The organism is Pseudomonas fluorescens (genome assembly GCF_902497995.1).
Lineage (GTDB): Bacteria > Pseudomonadota > Gammaproteobacteria > Pseudomonadales > Pseudomonadaceae > Aquipseudomonas > Aquipseudomonas fluorescens_BK.
Genome location: NZ_CABVII010000009.1, coordinates 178661 through 197380, shown reverse-complemented (window position 1 = coordinate 197380; position 18720 = coordinate 178661). Strand labels below are relative to the sequence as shown.

The window sequence follows — 18720 nt, the reverse complement described above, 5'->3', positions numbered from 1 at the left end:
AAATGTCAGACTTTCAACCCTCCATCACCGGCTTTATCTCGCCCTACGGCGATTACAGCCTGCGCAATACCCAGGCACTGAGCGGTGTCAGTCACCTGTGGCAGGATTTTTTTGCCCGGGCGCTGGCCGATCAGTCGGGCGAGGTGCTGCCGGAGTCGCTCAACTTTCCACCGGTCGATCTCGACAGCCCGGTCGAACCTACGGTTGGCAGCGATCTGCTGGCGCACATCGTTTCACAGCGCGACTGTGAGGTGAAGGACAACCAGGTACGCCCGCCCGAGCCGCTGTTCCTGCCGATTGCCGAATTCGAAATGGACCTGGCGGACAAACCCTTCCCACCGTTCCCGGAAAAGGCAATCATCGCGCAGCAGCAACAACAGGACTTCGAAAGCGCCTGGGTGCGCCCGATCGTGCTGGCCGCCGGCCAACCTGTACCGCCAGCCAGCCCGGCACCACAAGCGCGTGCCCTGCACTTGCCGATCGCCGAGTTCGAACGCCATCTGCTGGACAAACCCTTCCCGCCGTTCTCGCCAGAAGAGCTGCTGGAGCAACAGAAAGACTTCGATTTCGATACCGGCTGGGCGCGCCCGATCGTGCTGCAGAACCTGCGTATCGCCGCCTGAAACTCAGCGACAGACGCTCCATGGTCCGACATCCAGGTGAAAGTGATCGCGATGGGCGGCGTTGTAGTCCGGGCCCAATACGCCACTGAACATGTCGCAGGCGCCATCGCGGACCTGACGTAAAAACCGTGCGTTCTGATTATCCCTCGGCCAATCCTTGAACACGCTGATGGAGCGGCCGTCGGCCAGGCGGAAACCGGAGATATCGAGCGCATTGGCGCCGGCATGCTGGCTGCGCCTGCCGTTCTCGCGGCCGTAGACGTTGCGACAGGCAAAGCTGCCGAGATGCTCGACGCGGGTCACAGCCTGGCCATAGACCGCCTGTGCGGCGGGTTGCAGCGCGTGATGCTCGAACAGGGCAAAGGATACCGCCAAGCGACAACTGGCGAGGAAACTGCTGCTCAGGGCCACTTCGCCGCCTTGCACACGCAGGGTATTGATCAGCGGGCAGGTCGCGCCGGGGCTGTCGGCCTGGCGGGACACGCGTAACCCGGAGCTGCTCAGGGCCAGGTCGCATAGCTGCGGATCATCGCGCAGTCGCATCAGCTTGTAGCGCGTCAGAAAATTGGGTTCGGCCTTCACGTCCAGCGGCGCCCAAGGGTTCCATTGCGGCGGCAGCGAGACCCAGCCACGCCAGACACTCACCGCCGCCGTGCCGATGATCAACACCAGCACGAACATCACCCGCAAAGCCCGCATCCTCAGCCTTTGAACAATTGATTGGCCTGCTGGAACGGCATGGAGCGCGAGGTGAACCCAAAGGTGCCCGACTGCCGGATCTCTTGCGCGGCACGAAAGAACTCGCCATACGCCGCCAGGGCCAGAGCAGAACCCACGCTGATCCGTTTGACGCCCATTGCACTCAGCTGCTCGACGGTCAGCTTGAGCCCGCCAGACATCAAGACGTTGACCGGTTTGGGCGCTACCGCACGCACCACCGCCAATACCTCCTCTGCGCTGCGCAGGCCCGGTGCATACAGCACGTCTGCACCGGCTTCGGCAAACGCCTGCAAGCGGTGAATCGTATCGTCCAGATCAGGATTGCCATGCAGAAAGTTTTCGGCCCGGGCCGTCAGCGTGAACGGGAAAGGCAGACTGCGGGCGGCGGCGACAGCGGCTTCGATGCGGGCGACTGCATGTTCGAAGCAGTAGATCGGGCCGTCTTCGCGTCCCGTGGCATCTTCGATCGAGCCGCCGACGGCGCCTGCTGCGGCGGCCCGCAAGATACTTTGGGCGCATTCGGCAGGATCGTCGGCGAAGCCATTTTCCAGATCGACCGCGACTGGCAGATCGGTGGCCGCGACAATCGCCTGAACGTTCGCCAGGGTTTGCTCCAGGGTCAGTCCACCGTCGGGACGGCCCTGGGAAAAGGCGTAACCGGCGCTGGTGGTCGCCAGTGCTTCGAAACCCAGGCTGGCGAGCATGATCGCCGAACCAGCGTCCCACGGGTTGGGAATGACAAAAGCGCCATTGCGTTCATGCAGGGCTTTGAACGCCTGGGCTCGAAGGATTTGCGCATCCATTGGCAGGCTCCTGGAATGGGGAACGAATCCGCTTCAGAACAGGCCAAATTGCTCCGCGGCGGGCTCTCTGTATAGCTCAGGCAGCGGCGGCAGGCCAGGCAAACGCAGCATCAGTTGTGCGTGGAAACGCTGAGCAAGCCTGGCCGCCAGCAGATTGTCGGCGGTGTGCAGGAACATATAAGGCGTGCGGCCTTCTTCGATCCACAGGGCGATCTTCTCGACCCAGGGCACCAGGAACGGATCGTTGGCTTCCAGTTGCGGATGGCCGATGAAGCGCACCTGCGGGAATGGGGTAAATGCCGCCGGACGAGGCGGAACCCTGGGCTTCTTCGATTGGGCGTGGAGCACTGACGGATCAGTCGAGGTGCAGCTGAACAGCGCACGCGGATCGAGGCAGATGCGCTCGACGCCGCGATCCCGCAGCAGGCGATTGAGCCTGCGCTCGGCATCGCCCTTGGCGAAGAACTCGTCATGCCGCACTTCGACGGCCAGGGGTCGGTCCACAGCCTCGATAAAACCAGCCAGCTCCGACAGTCGTTGCGGCGTGAAGCTTTTCGGCAATTGCAGCCACAGCGGCGAAACCCGCTGACCCAACGGGATGAGCAATTGCAGGAACGTTTCAGCCGCCGTCAGTTGTTCTCGCAGGTCGCCACTGTGGCTGATGTCGCCGGGAAACTTGGCGGTAAAGCGAAAGTGTTCGGGCATGGTATCGGCCCAGCGTTGCACGGTGGCGGCCGAGGGGCTGGCGTAGAAGGTGGTATTACCTTCCACGGCGTTGAACACTTGCGAATAGAGCGTCAGAAATTCGGCGGGCCTGGCGTCTTGCGGATACAGGTAGTCGCGCCAGGCGTTTTCACTCCAGGACGGACAACCGAGGTAGTAAGGCAGCCGCATCAGATGTACAGGTCGAGACCCAGCACATCCGCATCCCAATCGACAAAACCGGCGGTGCTCAGGTAGCTGGCCAGGGCCATGGATACGGTTTTGCTCATGGGGCGATGGTAAAGCATGTCTTGCTGGCGGGCGGGGAGATTGCTCAGGCGCTGTGCGCCGGCTTTGGCGGCGCGGGCGGCCCGCTGTTCTGTGGACGGAAATTCCAGCTCACCGTCGATGTCGACCGACTCGTCCTCAACCACAGGGCCTTTGCGAGGCTGGCGCTTGATGGGGTAGGACTGAGAGGGGAGGCCGTCTATACGCATAAATGTATGCTCGGTATCGATAATGGCAGTTTAGTGGCGCATCGCCCACATCGCAAACCGCCGAGTGATCACTAGAACACAGAAACGATGAAAGGTTTAAAAGCGCGGGCATGAAACGACGATTGGCGGCGTTGCGAAGTCCGTCTTCGCGAGCAGGCTCGCCTGTAGGAGCGAGGCTTGCCCGCGAAGAACGATAACGCGGTGTACCTGCAAAACCGTACCGCCTGCTTCGCGGGCAAGCCTCGCTCCTACAGGGCGGGCTTGCCCGCGACGGGACCTACTCGGTCTGCGATTATTACCGCGCTTTGGGCGTCGCCACTTTATCGCGCAAATACACCGGCTGTGCCTCATCCGCCACAATCGCCTCATCGCGCTCCCAGGCAAAACGCGCCAGGGTCAGCAAGTCTTCAGCATGAGGCAACATGCCCGCATCCTGCCCGGTCAGGTCGACCGCAATGCGCTCGACATAACCCCAGCCGGTGCCGGCGCCAAACCATTCACCGCTGGCATCGGCCGGCAACGCTGCCGCTTCCGGTGGCAATACCGCTTCATTGCCGACCAGGCGCATCTCCCCCGCCGTTTCGCGGTAGCAACCCCAATACACCTCATCCATCCGCGCATCGATGGCCGCCGCGACCTGGCTGACGCCATGTTCGCGATACGCTCGCTGTGCCAGCACCGCCAGGTTCGACACCGGCAACACCGGGCGATCCAGCGCAAACGCCAGCCCCTGTACCACACCGATAGCGATCCGCACGCCGGTAAAAGCGCCCGGCCCGCGACCAAAGGCGATGGCATCGACCGCTTGCAAGGTAGTCCCGGCCTCGGCCAGCAATTGCTGAATCATCGGCAACAGCTTCTTCGCATGCAGGCGCGGGATCACCTCGTAATGGCTCGTGACCTTGCCGTCATGCAGCAAGGCAACGGAGCAAGCTTCAGTCGCGGTGTCCAGGGCCAGCAAGGTGCTCATCGATGTTTCCGTAAGAGAGGTCAGAAAAAGTGGGCCAGTATAAACAACTACGGCCCGCAAGCGGGCCGTAGAAAATCAAGCGATGTTCAGCTCAGTGCTTCAAGCACTTTGCCGGTGATCGCTTCGACCGAACCGACGCCAGCAATGTGGCTGTATATCGGCTTGCCCTGATCAGCGGCCAGATTCTGGTAGAACGCTACCAGGGGCTTGGTCTGGGAATGATAGACCGACAGGCGATGACGCACGGTTTCTTCGGTGTCGTCCTTGCGCTGCACCAGTGCTTCACCGGTGGTGTCGTCAAGACCTGCGACTTTCGGCGGGTTGTAGACGGTGTGGTACACGCGACCACTGGCCTCGTGAACGCGACGCCCGGCGATACGCTGCACGATCTCTTCGTCGTCGACGGCGATTTCGACCACGTGATCCAGCTCGACGCCGGCTTTCACCAGGGCTTCAGCCTGAGGAATGGTGCGCGGGAAACCGTCGAACAGGAAACCGTTGGCGCAATCGGCCTGGCTGATGCGTTCCTTGACCAGATTGATGATCAGGTCATCGGAAACCAGACCACCGCTGTCCATCACGCTCTTGGCGATCAGGCCCAGCTCGGTGCCTGCCTTGACAGCAGCACGCAGCATGTCGCCGGTGGAGATTTGCGGAATGCAGAATTTCTCGGTGATGAACTTAGCCTGAGTACCTTTACCGGCCCCGGGAGCTCCCAGCAGAATGACGCGCATCGATGTGCTCCTCAATTTTTTATAGATACAGATAACGTCAGATTCGCCTCGTGGGGCCAATCCAAAAAAAAGGATCATGACCGCCCAAACGGCCAAAGGCTGATCAAGATACACAGCAGGCCCTGACCACACAAGCCGTCGAAAGTCGGAGAAACCCGCGCCTGACGTGACCTTTGCGACGGGGTACCCCAAGTCGCAACCCCATCATTAACTGTCGCCTGGCAGCACTTTTCATTGCTGCGCCAGCAGGCACCCGATGCCCGCATCGAGTGCCTGAACCCACGGCAAAAACCTTAGCCGGTATTTCGCAATCCGGCGGCAATCCCCGCCACAGACACCAGCAGCGCCTGTTCTACCGGGCTGTCCTGTGCCACTTCCTGTTGCCTGGAGCGCGCCAGCAATTCGGCCTGCAATAGATGAAGCGGGTCGAGGTAAGTGTTACGCAAACGGATGAATTCAAGTGTGGCTGGGCTATGTGCCAGTAGCTGAGACTGACCGGTCAGCCCCAGGACCACCGAGCAGGCCTGCGACAATAGGTCGCGTAAATGCGCACCCAAAGGCAGCAGATTCGGTTCGACCAGACGTTCATCGTAGGACCGGGCGATATCGCTGTCGGCCTTGGCCAGGACCATTTCCAGCATATCGATGCGGGTGCGGAAGAATGGCCACTGCTCGCGCATCTGCCCCAGCAGCTCGCCTTCGCCGCGCTCCAGCGCCTTGCTCAGGGCGGCTTCCCAGCCGAGCCAGGCCGGCAGCATCAGGCGGGTCTGGGTCCAGCCGAAGATCCACGGGATCGCCCGCAGGCTTTCGATCCCGCCGGCGCGGCGCTTGGCCGGACGGCTACCCAGAGGCAAGCGTCCCAGCTCCTGTTCCGGCGTGGACTGGCGGAAATACTCGACGAACTGTGGATTTTCCCGCACCACGGCGCGGTAGGCGCTGACACCATCGGCGGCCAATGCATCCATCAGATGCCGCCACTGGGGTGTCGGTGGAGGCGGTGGCAGCAAGGTCGCTTCCAACACCGCTGCCAGGTACAGATTGAGATTCTGTTCGGCGATGTCGGGCAGGCCGAATTTGAAACGAATCATTTCCCCCTGCTCGGTGGTCCGGAAACGCCCCGCCACCGAACCTGGCGGCTGCGACAGGATGGCCGCGTGGGCCGGTCCGCCACCGCGGCCCACGGTGCCGCCGCGACCGTGGAACAACAGCAGCTCCACGTCGCGTGAGCGGCAGATGTCGACCAGACGTTCCTGCGCCCGATACTGCGCCCAGGCCGCCGCGGTGGTGCCGGCGTCCTTGGCCGAGTCGGAATAACCGATCATCACTTCCTGCGGCCCTTGCAAGCGCGCGCGATAGCCCGGCAGCAGCAACAGCTGTTCAATCACCGGGCCTGCGTTATCGAGGTCGGCGAGGGTTTCGAACAGCGGCACCACACGCATCGGCCGCAACACGCCGGCCTCCTTGAGCAGCAGTTGCACAGCCAGCACGTCGGAAGCGGCGCCGGCCATGGAAATCACATAAGAACCGAGTGAAGCCGCCGGTGCCAGGGCGATTTCCCGGCAGGTCGCCAGCACTTCGGCCGTGTCGGCGGACGGCTTGAAATACGCTGGCAGCAACGGCCGACGGTTGTTCAGCTCGCGCATCAGGAAGGCGATGCGCTCTTCCTCGCTCCAGTCTTCATAGCGACCGAGACCGAGGTAATCGGTGATTTCGGTCATCGCCGCCGAGTGTCGGGACGAGTCCTGGCGCACATCCAGACGCACCAGGAACAGGCCGAAGGTCACGGCCCGGCGCAGGCAATCGAGCAACGGCCCGTCGGCGATCACACCCATGCCGCACTCGTGCAGCGACTGGTAGCACAGCTCCAGCGGATCGAGCAGGTCGCGGTTGTTTTGCAGGACATCGGCCGGTGCTGGTGTGGCAGCGGTCAAGGACGCGTGAGCCCAGTTACGGGTGGCGCGCAGACGTTCGCGCAGCTGTTTGAGCACCGCGCGATAAGGCTCGGCACTGTCCCCGGCCTTGGCTTTCAGGGCATCGCTGGCTTGCTGCATCGACAACTCGGCAGCCAGATGATCGACATCGCGCACGTACAAATCAGCGGCCATCCAGCGCGCCAATAGCAGGACTTCACGGGTCACGGCAGCGGTCACGTTGGGGTTGCCGTCCCGGTCGCCGCCCATCCACGAGGCAAAGCGAATCGGCGCCGCCTCCAGTGGCAGGTGCAGGCCGGTGGCGGCATGCAGGGCCTGGTCCGCCTTGCGCAGATAATTGGGGATCGCCTGCCACAGCGAATGCTCGATTACCGCGAAACCCCACTTGGCCTCGTCCACGGGCGTCGGCCGGGTGCGGCGGATTTCTTCGGTGTGCCAGGCTTCGGCGATCAGGCGCTGCAACTTCGCGTGGATCTGCTCGCGCTCGGCACTGGTCAGGTCGCGATGATCCTGGGCGGCCAGTTGCGCAGCGATGGCGTCGTATTTCTGGATCAGCGTGCGCCGCGCCACTTCGGTCGGATGCGCCGTGAGGACCAGTTCGATCTCCAGCCGACCCAGCTGTCGGGCCAGGGATTCGGCGCCATGCCCTTCGGCGCGCAGGCGCGCCAGCAGCTCCGGCAGCACCCGCGTTTCGAACGGCGCTGGCTGCGATTCTTCGCGGCGGTGAATCAGCTGATACTGCTCGGCGATATTGGCCAGGTTGAGAAACTGGTTGAACGCCCGCGCCACCGGCAGCAACTCGCCTTCGCTCAATTGGTTGAGGCTGGCGCTCAGCTCGGCATCCATCGAGCCGCGACGGTCGGCCTTGGCGCCCTTGCGGATCTGCTCGATCTTGTCGATAAAGCCGTCCCCGTACTGTTCACGAATGGTGTTGCCCAACAGCTCACCCAGCAGGTGAACGTCCTCGCGCAAGCGTGCATCGATATCAGTCATCAGCAGTTCTCCAGCAAAAATCCGGGCGGCTAAGATCTTTAAGAGTGCCGCTCCAGACAGGTTCTTACAAGCAAGACGACGAAGGGACTTTAAACCTTGGGCGTTATAGCTAATCTGAAGAGTACGCCGTACAACGGCTGCCGCCGCCAAAACCGGCACTCACCCTGCCTGCCACGAGCAGGCGCGCACTGAGGTCACTATGAAAATCCGCGAGCTTGCCCAGCACTGGGAAGAAAACGCCAAGGGCCGCCTGACCGACACCGGCTACAACATTCATCTGGATGTGGAGGCGGCTGCACGGCTGGCTGCGATCGTCGAGATGTACCCCAAGCGGCACCCCGAAGAACTGCTCGGCGAGCTGATCGGCGCCGCCCTGGAAGAGCTCGAGAAAAGCTTCCCCTACGTGAAGGGCTCGACCGTCGTGGCCACCGACGAAGAAGGTGATCCGCTGTACGAAGACATCGGGCCGACGCCGCGTTTTCTCGCCTTGTCCCGTCGTCATTTGCAGGACTTGTCGAGCGGTAAAGACGAACCAAAACATTGAGTCCGCCGCCGAACCTGTGGGAGCGGGCTTGCTCGCGAAAGCGGTTTAACACTCAACATTTATTTCGACTGACACACCGCCTTCGCGAGCAAGCCCGCTCCCACATTTAGCTTGCATACCCCTTCGAAATTGCGTGTCCCCGAGCCTTGAACGGGCCGGGAATACCGCCAAAAATCGCCAAAGTTCCCGATCCAGAGCCTTGTCCGCTCGGTCAATATTTTTTCGGACGATGGGCCATCTTCTCTGAACTTTTGAAAAACGCCTCGGGTCACACCCAGTAACCACGCCTGGGACGGCCGTGTCAGAACACCCCGGAAATTGTCGGTTGCGGCTCCTTGCCCAGGATGGATTTTTACGTTTTTCAGGAGTTATTCCAATGGAGCTGAAGACCATGAAGACCCGAACTGCCCAATCCCCGTCTACCCTGCGCGGCCTGAAACTGGCGGCACTGGCCATTGGCAGCAGCCTGGTCCTGGCCGGTTGCGCCGGTAACCCGCCGACCGAACAATTCGCCGTGACCCAATCCGCCGTGAATGGCGCAGTCAGCGCTGGCGGTACCGAATTCGCCGCCGTGGAAATGAAGTCCGCCCAGGACAAGCTCAAGCAAGCCGAAATCGCCATGCACGACAAGAAGTATGACGAGGCGAAAATTCTCGCCGAACAGGCCGAGTGGGACGCTCGCGTAGCAGAGCGCAAAGCCCAGGCGATGAAAGCCGAACAGGCTGTGAAGGACTCTCAGACAGGGGTTCAGGAACTGCGTCAGGAAAGCCAGCGCACGGTGCAATAAGCGGCGCGGCACGACGTACTTCTTACTCGACTAAAAGGACGAAACCATGATGCGTAAACAATTGATGATCCCTGCCCTGCTGGCTGCAAGTGTTGCACTGGCGGCCTGCTCCACGCCGCCTAACGCGAACCTGGAACAGGCCCGCACCAACTACAGCGGCCTGCAAGCCAACCCGCAAGCCAGCAAAGTCGCGGCACTGGAAACCAAGGACGCCAGCGATTACCTGGACAAGGCCGACCAGGCCTACCTGGACAAGCAAGACCAGGCCAAGGTCGACCAGCTTGCCTACTTGACCAACCAGCGCGTCGAAGTGGCGAAGCAGACCATTGCCCTGCGCACCGCTGAAGCCAACCTGAAGAACGCTTCTGCGCAACGTGCCCAGGCCCGCCTGGATGCCCGCGACCAGCAGATCAAACAGTTGCAGGACAGCCTGAACGCCAGGCAGACCGATCGCGGCACCCTGGTGACCTTCGGTGACGTGCTGTTCGCCACCGACCGGGCCGACCTGAAATCCAGTGGCCTGGTCAATATCAACAAACTGGCGCAGTTCCTTCAGGAAAACCCGGACCGCAAGGCGATTGTCGAAGGTTATACCGACAGCACCGGCACGGCTTCACACAACCAGTCGCTGTCCGAGCGCCGCGCCGGCTCCGTGCGCATGGCTTTGGTGAAAATGGGCGTTGATCCAGCGCGCATCGTTGCCCAGGGTTATGGCAAGGAATATCCGGTTGCTGAAAACGGCAACGCTTCGGGTCGTGCAATGAACCGTCGGGTGGAAGTGACTATTTCCAATGATAACCAGCCGGTGATTCCGCGTTCGGCGGTCAGCTCGAACTAAGCGTCACGCAGTAACGCAAAAGCCCCGCCTGATCTGCTCAGGCGGGGCTTTTTTTGGGTTATCACTTAACCCTGTGGGAGCGGGCTTGCTCGCGAAAGCTATTTAACATTCAAAATATATGTAGCCTGACACACCGCTTTCGCGAGCAAGCCCGCTCCCACCCTTGATCAGTGCTGCGACCAGGACTGGCTTACTCCTCGAGCTTCTGCGGGGTTTCCTGCCCGATGCAGCGCACGGCCTTTTTCTTGTTGTTGACCAACACGCCGCTCAGGCCTTTCTGTTCAGTGTCGAACATCACCAGCACGCCATCGATGCATTGGGCCACTTGCGCGGCCGGTTCCAGGGAGACCTTGTAGTCTTCGCCGGGCGCGGTTTTGAGCAGGGTGAAGTCGCTGAGCAGCAGCGCATCTTCCGGTTTGGCAAAGTGCAGGTAGCCATACCACCACAGGGCGCCGACGGTGCCGAGGATGCTGCAGATACCGGTGATGATCAGCGGGATTGCGTTACGTTCTTCACTCATTGCGGACTCTCTGGTGGTTCATCTTCGGAATTCGGGGCGGCCGGGTAATTCGGTATCTCGCCCAGACGGCGCAGACCATTGAAATGCTGCGGATCGTCGAGGTAGCGCAGCATGACTTTGCGCCAGACCGGGTCGGCGAACGTCTGCACATGACCACCACGGGTCAGTTGCAGCACCCGCGGGGGCGGCGCAGCTTGATACAGACGGATGCCGTTGGAAAGAGGCACGATCGGATCGTCGATGCTGTGATAGATCAGTTTCGGCACACCATTGAGCTGCGCCATCGAGTGGATGGCGCTGTCGCCGTCCGGCACCAGCCACGACAGTGGCACCTGGAACGGCCAGAACAGCCATGAGTTGCTCAGGGCAAACCGGCCGACGCTGCGGTAACTGGCGGGCACGCCGTCGAGGACAATGGCCTTGAGTTGCTTCTGGCGTTCGGGGTGTTGAACCAGGTAATGCACGGCCATCGATCCACCAAGGCTCTGGCCCAGCAGGATCAGCGGCTTGCCCTGAACCTCGGGGGCCTGGTCGAGCCATTTGAACGCGGCATCGATGTCCTGGTAGATCGCCGGCAGCGACGGCTCACCTTCGGACAGGCCGTAACCGCGATAGTCCACCAGCAGCACTTGATAGCCTTGCTTGGGCAGCCACCAACTTCCCCCGAGATGCATGGGCAGATTGCCGCCGTTGCCATGCAGGTGCAGCACCGTGCCTTTGACCTCGACGCCTTTTTTCGCCGGCAGCCACCAGCCGTGCAGCCTGATGCCGTCGGCGGTGGTGAGGGTGACATCGCGGAATTCGAGTCTGGCTTTTTCCGGGGTGAACAGTTGGCCTGGCTCGGGGTAGAACAGCAAAGCGCTGCAACCGCTCAAGGTCAGGAGAAGGCAGACGATGCCGAGGAATCTCATCCGATGAAACCTCGCAAAATTCGGGTTGGAATACGATCCTGTGGCAAATCCACCCCCTGTAGGAGCGAGGCTTGCCCGCGAAGAACGATGACACGGTTTAATGGATGCTCCGCGTTATCGTTCTTCGCGGGCAAGCCTCGCTCCTACAGGGTCCTAGTTGCTCACAGGATGTTGGAGTAATCCGCCTCGATCCGGTCCAGGCTCAAGTGATTGAGGAAGTTGGAGAAGCACATCCACGCCGACAGCGCGTTCATGTCGCGAAACTGCTCCGGCAGGTACTTGGGTGGTACCACCAGGCCTTCATCCACCAGCTGGCGCAGGGTGCGCATGTCTTCCAGCGTGGTCTTGCCGCAAAACAACAGCGGTATCTGCTCCAGCTTGCCTTTACGCACGGCCAACTGAATGTAGTTGTAGACCATGATAAAGCCCTTGAGGTAGGACAAGTCTTTGGTAAACGGCAGACCTGTCGGCACCGAACCGCGGAACACTCGACTGGCGTTGCCATAACTTTCGGCCATTTCGAAGCCCTGCTCGCGGAAGAATTCGAAGATCTGCAGGAAGTCGGCGCCCTCCTCCACCATGTGAATGGCGCGGGTGCGGTTGGTCAGTTTGCGCAGGCGACTCGGGTAAGAGGCGAAAGCGATGATTTCCATCAGGATCGCCAGGCCTTCCTGGGTCACCGTCGACGAGGGCGGCCCCTTGGACAGGAAGGTGCAGATTGGCTGGTTCAGGCCATTGAGCGTGGTGCCCACATGCACCAGCCCTTCGTGGACTTCCAGGGCGCGCACGTCACGCTCGTTGAACATCGCGTCGGTGCGAATCTTGATGTAGTCGGCGCCCGCCGCCGCATCGGCAACGATGCCGTCGGACTCGAACACCCGAATGGTGTCCTCGGCTTCGCCAAATACCTTGCTCAACCGGTTTTGCAATAAATCCACGGCGTCCTTGGCGGTGAGGGTCTTCGGTTCGTCCTTCAGGTCTCCCCGGCCGTCGATGTTGTTCAGGTAATCGGAGAGCATCAGGCCCAGGTCGGACAGGGTCGGGTCGCCAGCATGGAATGCGTCGGACGCGGCGCCGTACAGTTCCTGGGAAATCAGGCCGAAATCCTCGGTGCCCCGCGCTTCGAGCATGCGCACCACCATGCGGTATTCCTTGCACATGCGGCGCATGATCTGGCCAACCGGGTTGAACTGGCCGAGCTGACGGGTGATGTCGCGCTCGATGTTCTGGAATTCCAGCTTCACTTTGCTGGAGTCGAAGGACAGTGGCCGGTTCAGGTAATAATCGCGGTCCACTGCCGGCATTTCCTTGCCCTTGGCCTTGAGGAATCCCTTGCGAATGGTGTCGTCCCACTTCACTGCATCGAGGACGCGAATCGGCGTCTGCGCCAGCACAATGCGATCGGACAAAATGCGTATCGACTGCTGGTAATCGTCCACCCGAAACTCCTGTAGAAAAACCGTTACGTGCTGGGTTATTTGGTTTTGGCCAGGCGCTGATAGCGCACCGCCTCGACGAACACATCGGAATTGGCCGGATCGTCGAGATAGGCGAACACCTGGTCCATGCCGGTGTCGATCAGCACGCCATCGCCATCGTCAGTCTGGAAGCCTTCGCCGCTGAGGACTTTCTGCCCCAGGGCCTGGTTGATCTGCTCGAGGTCGAGGTTGTAGACCACCAGTTCCTGCTTATCGGTGAGTTCGAAGCCGGCGATGATGAAATGGCCGCCGAACTGCGCCGGCACCTTCGCTGACAGATACCAGCGGCTGCCATGGTGCGACATCGTGAAGGGATAGGCTTCGCGCTCCCGGGGTTTGGCCTTGAAGTAGCTGACCGCCTGATAGCGATTGCCACTGACGCGTGACAATTCCAGGTTCATCGGTTCGCCCCAGGCGTTGGTGCTGGTCCATTTGCCGAGCAACCCTTTGGGCGCGGGGTCGCTGGCGGGCAGTGGCTCCTTGAAGGTTACCAGACAGCCGCCGAGCAGCAGGAACGTCAAGGCGATCACAACGACACGCCAGGTTTTCATTCAACACTCCCTATGAACATACGCGGACTCCGGATGGCCATCGAACCCTGTAGGAGCGAGGCTTGCCCGCGAAGGCGGTTTAACATTCAACATCCACGTTGACTGACATATCGCCTTCGCGGGCAAGCCTCGCTCCTACAGGGATGAGTTGTCCCGAGGAGTTACACCGACGCCAGGACCAAGTGCATGTAGCGCGTCAGGATACCGAGCATTTCGGCTTCGGCTGCAGGCTCGGCGTCGTTGAGCAGGCCCTGATATTCCATCCGTCCGATAATCGCCGTCAACACTTTGGCATCCTGTTGTGGTTCGCGGGAACCCAATACCTCGAAAAAGTGGCAGGTGCCCTGCAGGAGAATTTGCTGGTGCGAGCGCACCAGTTCCGCCAGACGCGGGTTCAACAGCGCCTCCTGACGGAACGCCTGCTCGGCCATCAAATGCTCGCGACGGGTCTGCAGTTGATGATGAACATAGTCGGACGTCAGCCGCGCAATGTCGTCTGCCAGTTGTGAGCGGGATTCGGGGCTGCCATCGCCATAGGCGACCATCTCACGCAGCAGACCTTCATTGCTGGCCCACAACTTGGCCATGAAGGCCGCGCTGCGTTCCACGTATTGGGCGAAGGTATCGGTGAGCAGGTCATCGATATCCTTGAAGTAGTAAGTGGTGGCCGACAGCGGCACACCAGCCTCGGCGGCCACCGCACGGTGCCGTACGGCCCGCACGCCATCGCGCACGACAATGCGCATCGCCGCATCGAGAATGTCCTGTCGACGCTGCTCGCTGCCCTGTCGGCTGGCCTTGCGACCCTGGTACTGAACACTTTCCGCGACCGCAGTGGCGATACCCGCTGCACCCTCTTGAGCCATTGCACGGTTCACGACAGGTATTCCTCTCTTACTTCAAAAGTAACCAATTGATACGTTTGTACCAGACAGGCAATAAAAAGCCGCCCATTTCAGGCGGCTTTTTAGTTGAAACACTTACGCTTGCGGCCGCATGTGCGGGAACAGGATCACGTCGCGGATCGACGGGGAGTTGGTCAGCAGCATCACCAGGCGGTCGATGCCGATACCTTCACCGGCCGTTGGCGGCATGCCGTATTCAAGCGCGCGGACGAAGTCGGCGTCGTAGTGCATGGCCTCGTCGTCGCCAGCGTCCTTGTCGGCCACCTGGGCCATGAAACGCTCGGCCTGGTCTTCCGCGTCGTTCAACTCGGAATAGGCGTTGGCGATTTCACGGCCGCCGATGAACAGCTCGAAACGGTCGGTGACGTTCGGGTTCTCGTCGTTGCGGCGAGCCAGCGGCGACACTTCGAACGGGTACTGGGTGATGAAGTGCGGTTGCTCGAGCTTGTGCTCGACCAGCTCTTCGAAAATCATCACCTGCAGCTTGCCCAGACCTTCGAAGCCCAGCACCTTGGCCCCGGCCTTCTTGGCGATGGCGCGGGCCTTGTCGATGTCGTTCAGGTCGTCAGCGGTCAGCTCGGGGTTGTACTTGAGGATCGAGTCGAACACCGACAGACGCACGAACGGTTCGCCGAAGTGGAACACTTTGTCGCCGTAAGGCACGTCGGTGCTGCCCAGCACCAGCTGCGCCAGCTCGCGGAACAGTTCCTCGGTCAGGTCCATGTTGTCTTCGTAGTCGGCGTAAGCCTGGTAGAACTCCAACATGGTGAATTCCGGGTTGTGACGAGTCGAAACGCCTTCGTTACGGAAGTTGCGGTTGATCTCGAACACCTTTTCAAACCCACCAACAACCAGCCGCTTGAGGTACAGCTCCGGCGCGATACGCAGGAACATTTCCATGTCCAGCGCGTTGTGGTGAGTTTCGAACGGCTTGGCCGCCGCACCACCAGGAATGGTTTGCAGCATCGGCGTTTCGACTTCGAGGAAGTCACGCTGCATCAGGAAGCTGCGGATGTGCGCAATCACTTGCGAACGCACGCGGAACGTCTGGCGCACGTCTTCGTTGACGATCAGGTCGACGTAACGCTGGCGATAGCGCTGCTCGGTGTCGGTCAGGCCGTGGTGCTTGTCCGGCAGCGGGCGCAGGGATTTGGTCAGCAGGCGCACCTGGGTCATTTCAACGTACAGGTCGCCCTTGCCGGAACGGGCCAGGGTGCCTTCGGCTGCGATGATGTCGCCCATGTCCCAGGTTTTCACCGCGGCCAGGGTTTCTTCGGACAGGGTTTTACGGTTGACGTAAACCTGGATCCGCCCGGTCATGTCCTGGATCACCATGAACGAGCCACGGTTGAGCATGATGCGACCGGCAACCTTGACCGGGATTGCAGCCTCTGCCAGCTCTTCCTTGGTCTTGTCCGCGTATTGCTTCTGCAGATCTTCGCAGTAGTTTTCGCGGCGGAAGTCGTTGGGGAAGGCATTGCCCTTGGCGCGCTCGGCAGCCAGCTTTTCCTTGCGCAGGGCGATCAGGGAGTTTTCTTCCTGTTGCAGGGCTTGCGGGTCGAGTTCTAGGTTGCTCATGTCTTTAAAAATTCCATCACGGGTTCGTTGCCCCTGCCTGGCGGCAGGGTTCGCGGGCAAGCCTCGCTCCTACAGGACCGCGTAGTGTCCGCAGATCCTGTAGCGCGTGCCTTAGAGCCCTTGTTTCAAGCTGGCTATCAGGTAGTCGTCGATGTCGCCGTCGAGCACCTTGTCGCAGTCGCTGCGTTCGATGTTGGTGCGCAAATCCTTGATCCGCGACGCATCGAGCACGTAGGAGCGAATCTGGTGACCCCAGCCGATATCCGACTTGGTGTCTTCCAGGGCTTGCGAGGCAGCGTTGCGTTTCTGCACTTCCTGCTCGTACAAGCGCGCCCGCAACATTTTCATCGCGGTGTCTTTGTTGGCATGCTGGGAACGTTCGTTCTGGCAGCTGACCACGGTGTTGGACGGTACGTGGGTGATACGGACAGCCGAGTCGGTGGTGTTTACGTGCTGACCACCGGCACCGGAGGAGCGGTAGGTATCGATGCGCAGGTCCGACGGGTTGATGTCGATTTCGATGTTGTCATCGATTTCCGGCGACACGAACACGGCCGAGAACGAGGTGTGACGACGGTTGCCGGAGTCGAACGGGCTCTTGCGCACCAGGCGGTGCACGCCGATTTCGGTCCGCAGCCAGCCAAAGGCGTACTCGCCCTTGATGTGCACGGTAGCGCCCTTGATCCCGGCGACTTCACCGGCGGACAGCTCCATGATGGTCGCGTCGAAGCCGCGCTTGTCGGCCCAGCGCAGGTACATGCGCAGCAGGATGTTGGCCCAGTCCTGGGCCTCGGTACCGCCGGAGCCGGCCTGGATGTCCAGGTAAGCGTTGTTGGCGTCCATCTCACCGCTGAACATGCGACGGAATTCGAGTTTTTCCAGGGATTCGCGCAGACGCTCGACTTCGGCAGCGACGTCATCGACGGCGGCCTGGTCTTCTTCTTCGGCGGACATCAGCAGCAGGTCCTTGGCGTCGGCCAGGCCACTGTGCATTTCGTCGAGGGTTTCGACGATCTGGGCCAGCAGGGACCGCTCGCGGCCCAGTTCCTGAGCGTACGACGGGTTGTTCCAGACAGACGGATCTTCAAGCTCGCGATTGACTTCAGTCAGACGCTCATGCTTTTGATCGTAGTCAAAGATACCCCCGAATAGTTTCGGAGCGCTCGGACAGGTCCTTGATACTGTTAAGGATCGGGTTGATTTCCATGGCGGGCAGCACTCGTTGGCGAACTTTTGAAAGCCGACGAGTATACCGTAATCAGGCTGCCACGGCAGCCCGCCTGGCGGCTTTAGCTGCGCACGAAAGCCAGGAGTGGGGCGATCTGGCCTACTACGCGATCAATCGGCTCGAGTGCGCGGCTAAACCGCGGGTGCCAGCGTTCGCGCATCATGGCGAGCTGGCTCCGGAAGGAAATCTGGAGCACAACATCAGAGATCAGATAGAGGCTTGGAATGTGTAGTTCATGGAGCGGTTACAAATCAGCGGGATCAGGGAGCCAGCCACGAGCATCAGCTCGCGAGCAGTGGGCTGAAGCCTGAGTACTTGTTGGGGCGACTTGTGGCGGCAAGCGAAATCGGGACCTTGGCAGCATGGCTTTTGTTGAAAGCACAGAAACTATGGCTTGCTTGATCAAAGGTACCCCCCCAGTACGGGTACAACCGGGTGGTTTTCGCATAGCGGTTTGTCAAACAGCTAGACCGCCATGAGGGTGCTTCGAAGCAAGCATCCAGCTAACACACCTGAGCACAGATATTATCTGGCCGTCTGGCCGATGGAAGGATTCGGAGAGAAGTGTAGTGGCAGAACCTGATCGCGCGTCAGCGGCGCCAGGTCTAGTCCGACAAGATCCAACGCATCTACCCACAACGTTTCAGCGATTTCGGCGGCCGGGAGCACTACGGCATCCGTCTCCAAACGAAACAACTCGCACTGCACGCTCCATCCAGGCTCATTCGCTGCTGCCGCTACATAGGTTCCTAGATAGGCCGGCGCATTGGGCTCGACGATTATATCAAGCTCCTCTTTCAGTTCGCGTATCAGCGCTTGGATTGGCTGTTCTTGTTCCTCAATTTTTCCTCCCGGCTGCATGAATGCTGTCGTACCTTGTTTACGAACAAGCAACGCCTTCCCTTGCGAATTGACCATCAGTGCCGCTGCAATATGAATAACTCGTGTCATGTGTCCTCCGTCGGGTTATTGCCGAGTGTGCCCAGTTTGAGGCCCTAATTCCAATGTCGTTTTGGCCGTTTATCAGTAAGCGGACGGGGATACACCTTGCGCAGTCCAGGCAGGCATCCACTGATGCGGTAGCAACTGGCCGATGTTACTTGCCCGCTACGTGGGTAGCCGAGTCAGCGGGCGAGTGAAATTGCGCAACTGCTCCCGCACAAGTGGATGACGACACCGCTCACTCTGGCACAGCGATACGATTATGGGCGGGGGCGTCCATCCCATTGCTTACGGTACGTCGAGCAAGGCTACCTGCCCATCGACAACAACACCGCCGAGCGTGCGATCCGGCCCTTCGTCATCGGAAGGAATTATCCGCAGTCGGAAATTATGCTCAGTTCGTCCCAACCCGGTTTCGTGACCGCATAGTCCGCCTGCTTTCCGGGTCTCCTGGAGAGTTTCCGA

At 60.5% G+C, this 18720-nt stretch carries 19 protein-coding genes and 1 pseudogene; 5 read left to right on the top strand and 15 right to left on the bottom strand.

Annotated features, from left to right (window positions below):
* Positions 1–2: 2 nt before the first annotated feature.
* Positions 3–623 carry an energy transducer TonB gene (locus F8N80_RS13165; protein WP_150783996.1) on the top strand — a complete coding sequence of 207 codons (621 nt, stop codon included), beginning with the start codon at positions 3–5 and terminating at the stop codon, positions 621–623.
* A gap of 3 nt (positions 624–626) precedes the next feature.
* Here the strand turns inward: F8N80_RS13165 and F8N80_RS13160 are convergent, their stop codons facing one another.
* From F8N80_RS13160 to ppc, 7 genes are all read right to left on the bottom strand, one after another.
* The gene (locus F8N80_RS13160; protein ID WP_150783995.1) at positions 627–1322 is read right to left on the bottom strand and encodes an extensin-like domain-containing protein; all 696 of its coding nucleotides are present in this window, start codon (positions 1320–1322) and stop codon (positions 627–629) included.
* A 2-nt stretch (positions 1323–1324) separates the two neighbouring features.
* On the bottom strand, positions 1325–2146 hold the full coding sequence (locus tag F8N80_RS13155) for an isocitrate lyase/PEP mutase family protein (protein ID WP_150748374.1): 822 nt from the start codon (positions 2144–2146) through the stop codon (positions 1325–1327).
* A gap of 33 nt (positions 2147–2179) precedes the next feature.
* The gene (locus F8N80_RS13150) at positions 2180–3040 is read right to left on the bottom strand and encodes a DUF72 domain-containing protein (protein WP_150748373.1); all 861 of its coding nucleotides are present in this window, start codon (positions 3038–3040) and stop codon (positions 2180–2182) included.
* A complete protein-coding gene (locus tag F8N80_RS13145) occupies positions 3040–3345 on the bottom strand; it encodes a hypothetical protein (protein ID WP_150748372.1) in 306 nt (101 codons plus the stop codon). The genes F8N80_RS13150 and F8N80_RS13145 overlap by 1 nt, the downstream gene beginning before the upstream one ends.
* A 295-nt stretch (positions 3346–3640) precedes the next feature.
* Positions 3641–4315, bottom strand: a complete 675-nt coding sequence (gene tsaB, locus F8N80_RS13140; protein ID WP_150783994.1) for a tRNA (adenosine(37)-N6)-threonylcarbamoyltransferase complex dimerization subunit type 1 TsaB — start codon at positions 4313–4315, stop codon at positions 3641–3643.
* Positions 4316–4401: 86 nt separating this feature from the next.
* Positions 4402–5049 (bottom strand): adenylate kinase, encoded by a 648-nt coding sequence (gene adk, locus F8N80_RS13135; RefSeq protein WP_150748370.1) that lies wholly within the window; start codon positions 5047–5049, stop codon positions 4402–4404.
* A gap of 293 nt (positions 5050–5342) precedes the next feature.
* A complete protein-coding gene (ppc, locus tag F8N80_RS13125) occupies positions 5343–7973 on the bottom strand; it encodes a phosphoenolpyruvate carboxylase (RefSeq protein WP_150748368.1) in 2631 nt (876 codons plus the stop codon).
* Positions 7974–8172: 199 nt separating this feature from the next.
* Between ppc and F8N80_RS13120 the strand changes: the two genes are divergently transcribed.
* The 3 genes from F8N80_RS13120 (at position 8173) to F8N80_RS13110 (ending at position 10142) form a co-directional block, all read left to right on the top strand.
* The gene (locus tag F8N80_RS13120; protein WP_150748367.1) at positions 8173–8517 is read left to right on the top strand and encodes a pilin assembly protein; all 345 of its coding nucleotides are present in this window, start codon (positions 8173–8175) and stop codon (positions 8515–8517) included.
* A gap of 376 nt (positions 8518–8893) precedes the next feature.
* Positions 8894–9304 (top strand): DUF4398 domain-containing protein, encoded by a 411-nt coding sequence (locus tag F8N80_RS13115; protein ID WP_150783993.1) that lies wholly within the window; start codon positions 8894–8896, stop codon positions 9302–9304.
* Between the two features lie 49 nt (positions 9305–9353).
* Complete coding sequence (locus F8N80_RS13110) at positions 9354–10142, top strand: OmpA family protein (protein WP_150748387.1); 789 nt, start codon at positions 9354–9356, stop codon at positions 10140–10142.
* 190 nt (positions 10143–10332) lie between these two features.
* On the opposite strand, the gene F8N80_RS13105 is transcribed toward F8N80_RS13110, so the two are convergent.
* The 8 genes from F8N80_RS13105 to F8N80_RS13070 form a co-directional block, all read right to left on the bottom strand.
* The gene (locus F8N80_RS13105) at positions 10333–10662 is read right to left on the bottom strand and encodes a hypothetical protein (protein ID WP_150783992.1); all 330 of its coding nucleotides are present in this window, start codon (positions 10660–10662) and stop codon (positions 10333–10335) included.
* Positions 10659–11573 carry an alpha/beta hydrolase gene (locus F8N80_RS13100; protein WP_150783991.1) on the bottom strand — a complete coding sequence of 305 codons (915 nt, stop codon included), beginning with the start codon at positions 11571–11573 and terminating at the stop codon, positions 10659–10661. The genes F8N80_RS13105 and F8N80_RS13100 overlap by 4 nt, the downstream gene beginning before the upstream one ends.
* A 161-nt stretch (positions 11574–11734) precedes the next feature.
* Positions 11735–13012 carry a flavohemoglobin expression-modulating QEGLA motif protein gene (locus F8N80_RS13095; protein WP_150748363.1) on the bottom strand — a complete coding sequence of 426 codons (1278 nt, stop codon included), beginning with the start codon at positions 13010–13012 and terminating at the stop codon, positions 11735–11737.
* Positions 13013–13047: 35 nt separating this feature from the next.
* A complete protein-coding gene (locus tag F8N80_RS13090; protein ID WP_150748362.1) occupies positions 13048–13602 on the bottom strand; it encodes a hypothetical protein in 555 nt (184 codons plus the stop codon).
* Between the two features lie 161 nt (positions 13603–13763).
* Positions 13764–14480: a TetR/AcrR family transcriptional regulator gene (locus tag F8N80_RS13085; RefSeq protein WP_150748361.1), complete on the bottom strand. Its 717-nt coding sequence runs from the start codon at positions 14478–14480 to the stop codon at positions 13764–13766.
* A 102-nt stretch (positions 14481–14582) separates the two neighbouring features.
* Complete coding sequence (lysS, locus tag F8N80_RS13080) at positions 14583–16085, bottom strand: lysine--tRNA ligase (protein ID WP_150748360.1); 1503 nt, start codon at positions 16083–16085, stop codon at positions 14583–14585.
* Between the two features lie 111 nt (positions 16086–16196).
* A protein-coding gene (gene prfB, locus F8N80_RS13075) for a peptide chain release factor 2 (RefSeq protein ID WP_102136387.1) occupies positions 16197–17292 on the bottom strand; the annotation gives its coding sequence in 2 pieces (ribosomal slippage) (positions 16197–17219 and positions 17221–17292; 1095 coding nt in all).
* 546 nt (positions 17293–17838) lie between these two features.
* Positions 17839–18264, bottom strand: coding sequence for an NUDIX hydrolase (locus tag F8N80_RS13070; RefSeq protein ID WP_150748359.1), 426 nt, complete (start codon positions 18262–18264; stop codon positions 17839–17841).
* A gap of 189 nt (positions 18265–18453) precedes the next feature.
* Between F8N80_RS13070 and F8N80_RS31910 the strand changes: the two are divergent.
* A pseudogene (locus F8N80_RS31910) lies at positions 18454–18624 on the top strand (IS66 family transposase); the annotation flags it as partial.
* Between the last annotated feature and the right edge of the window lie 96 nt (positions 18625–18720).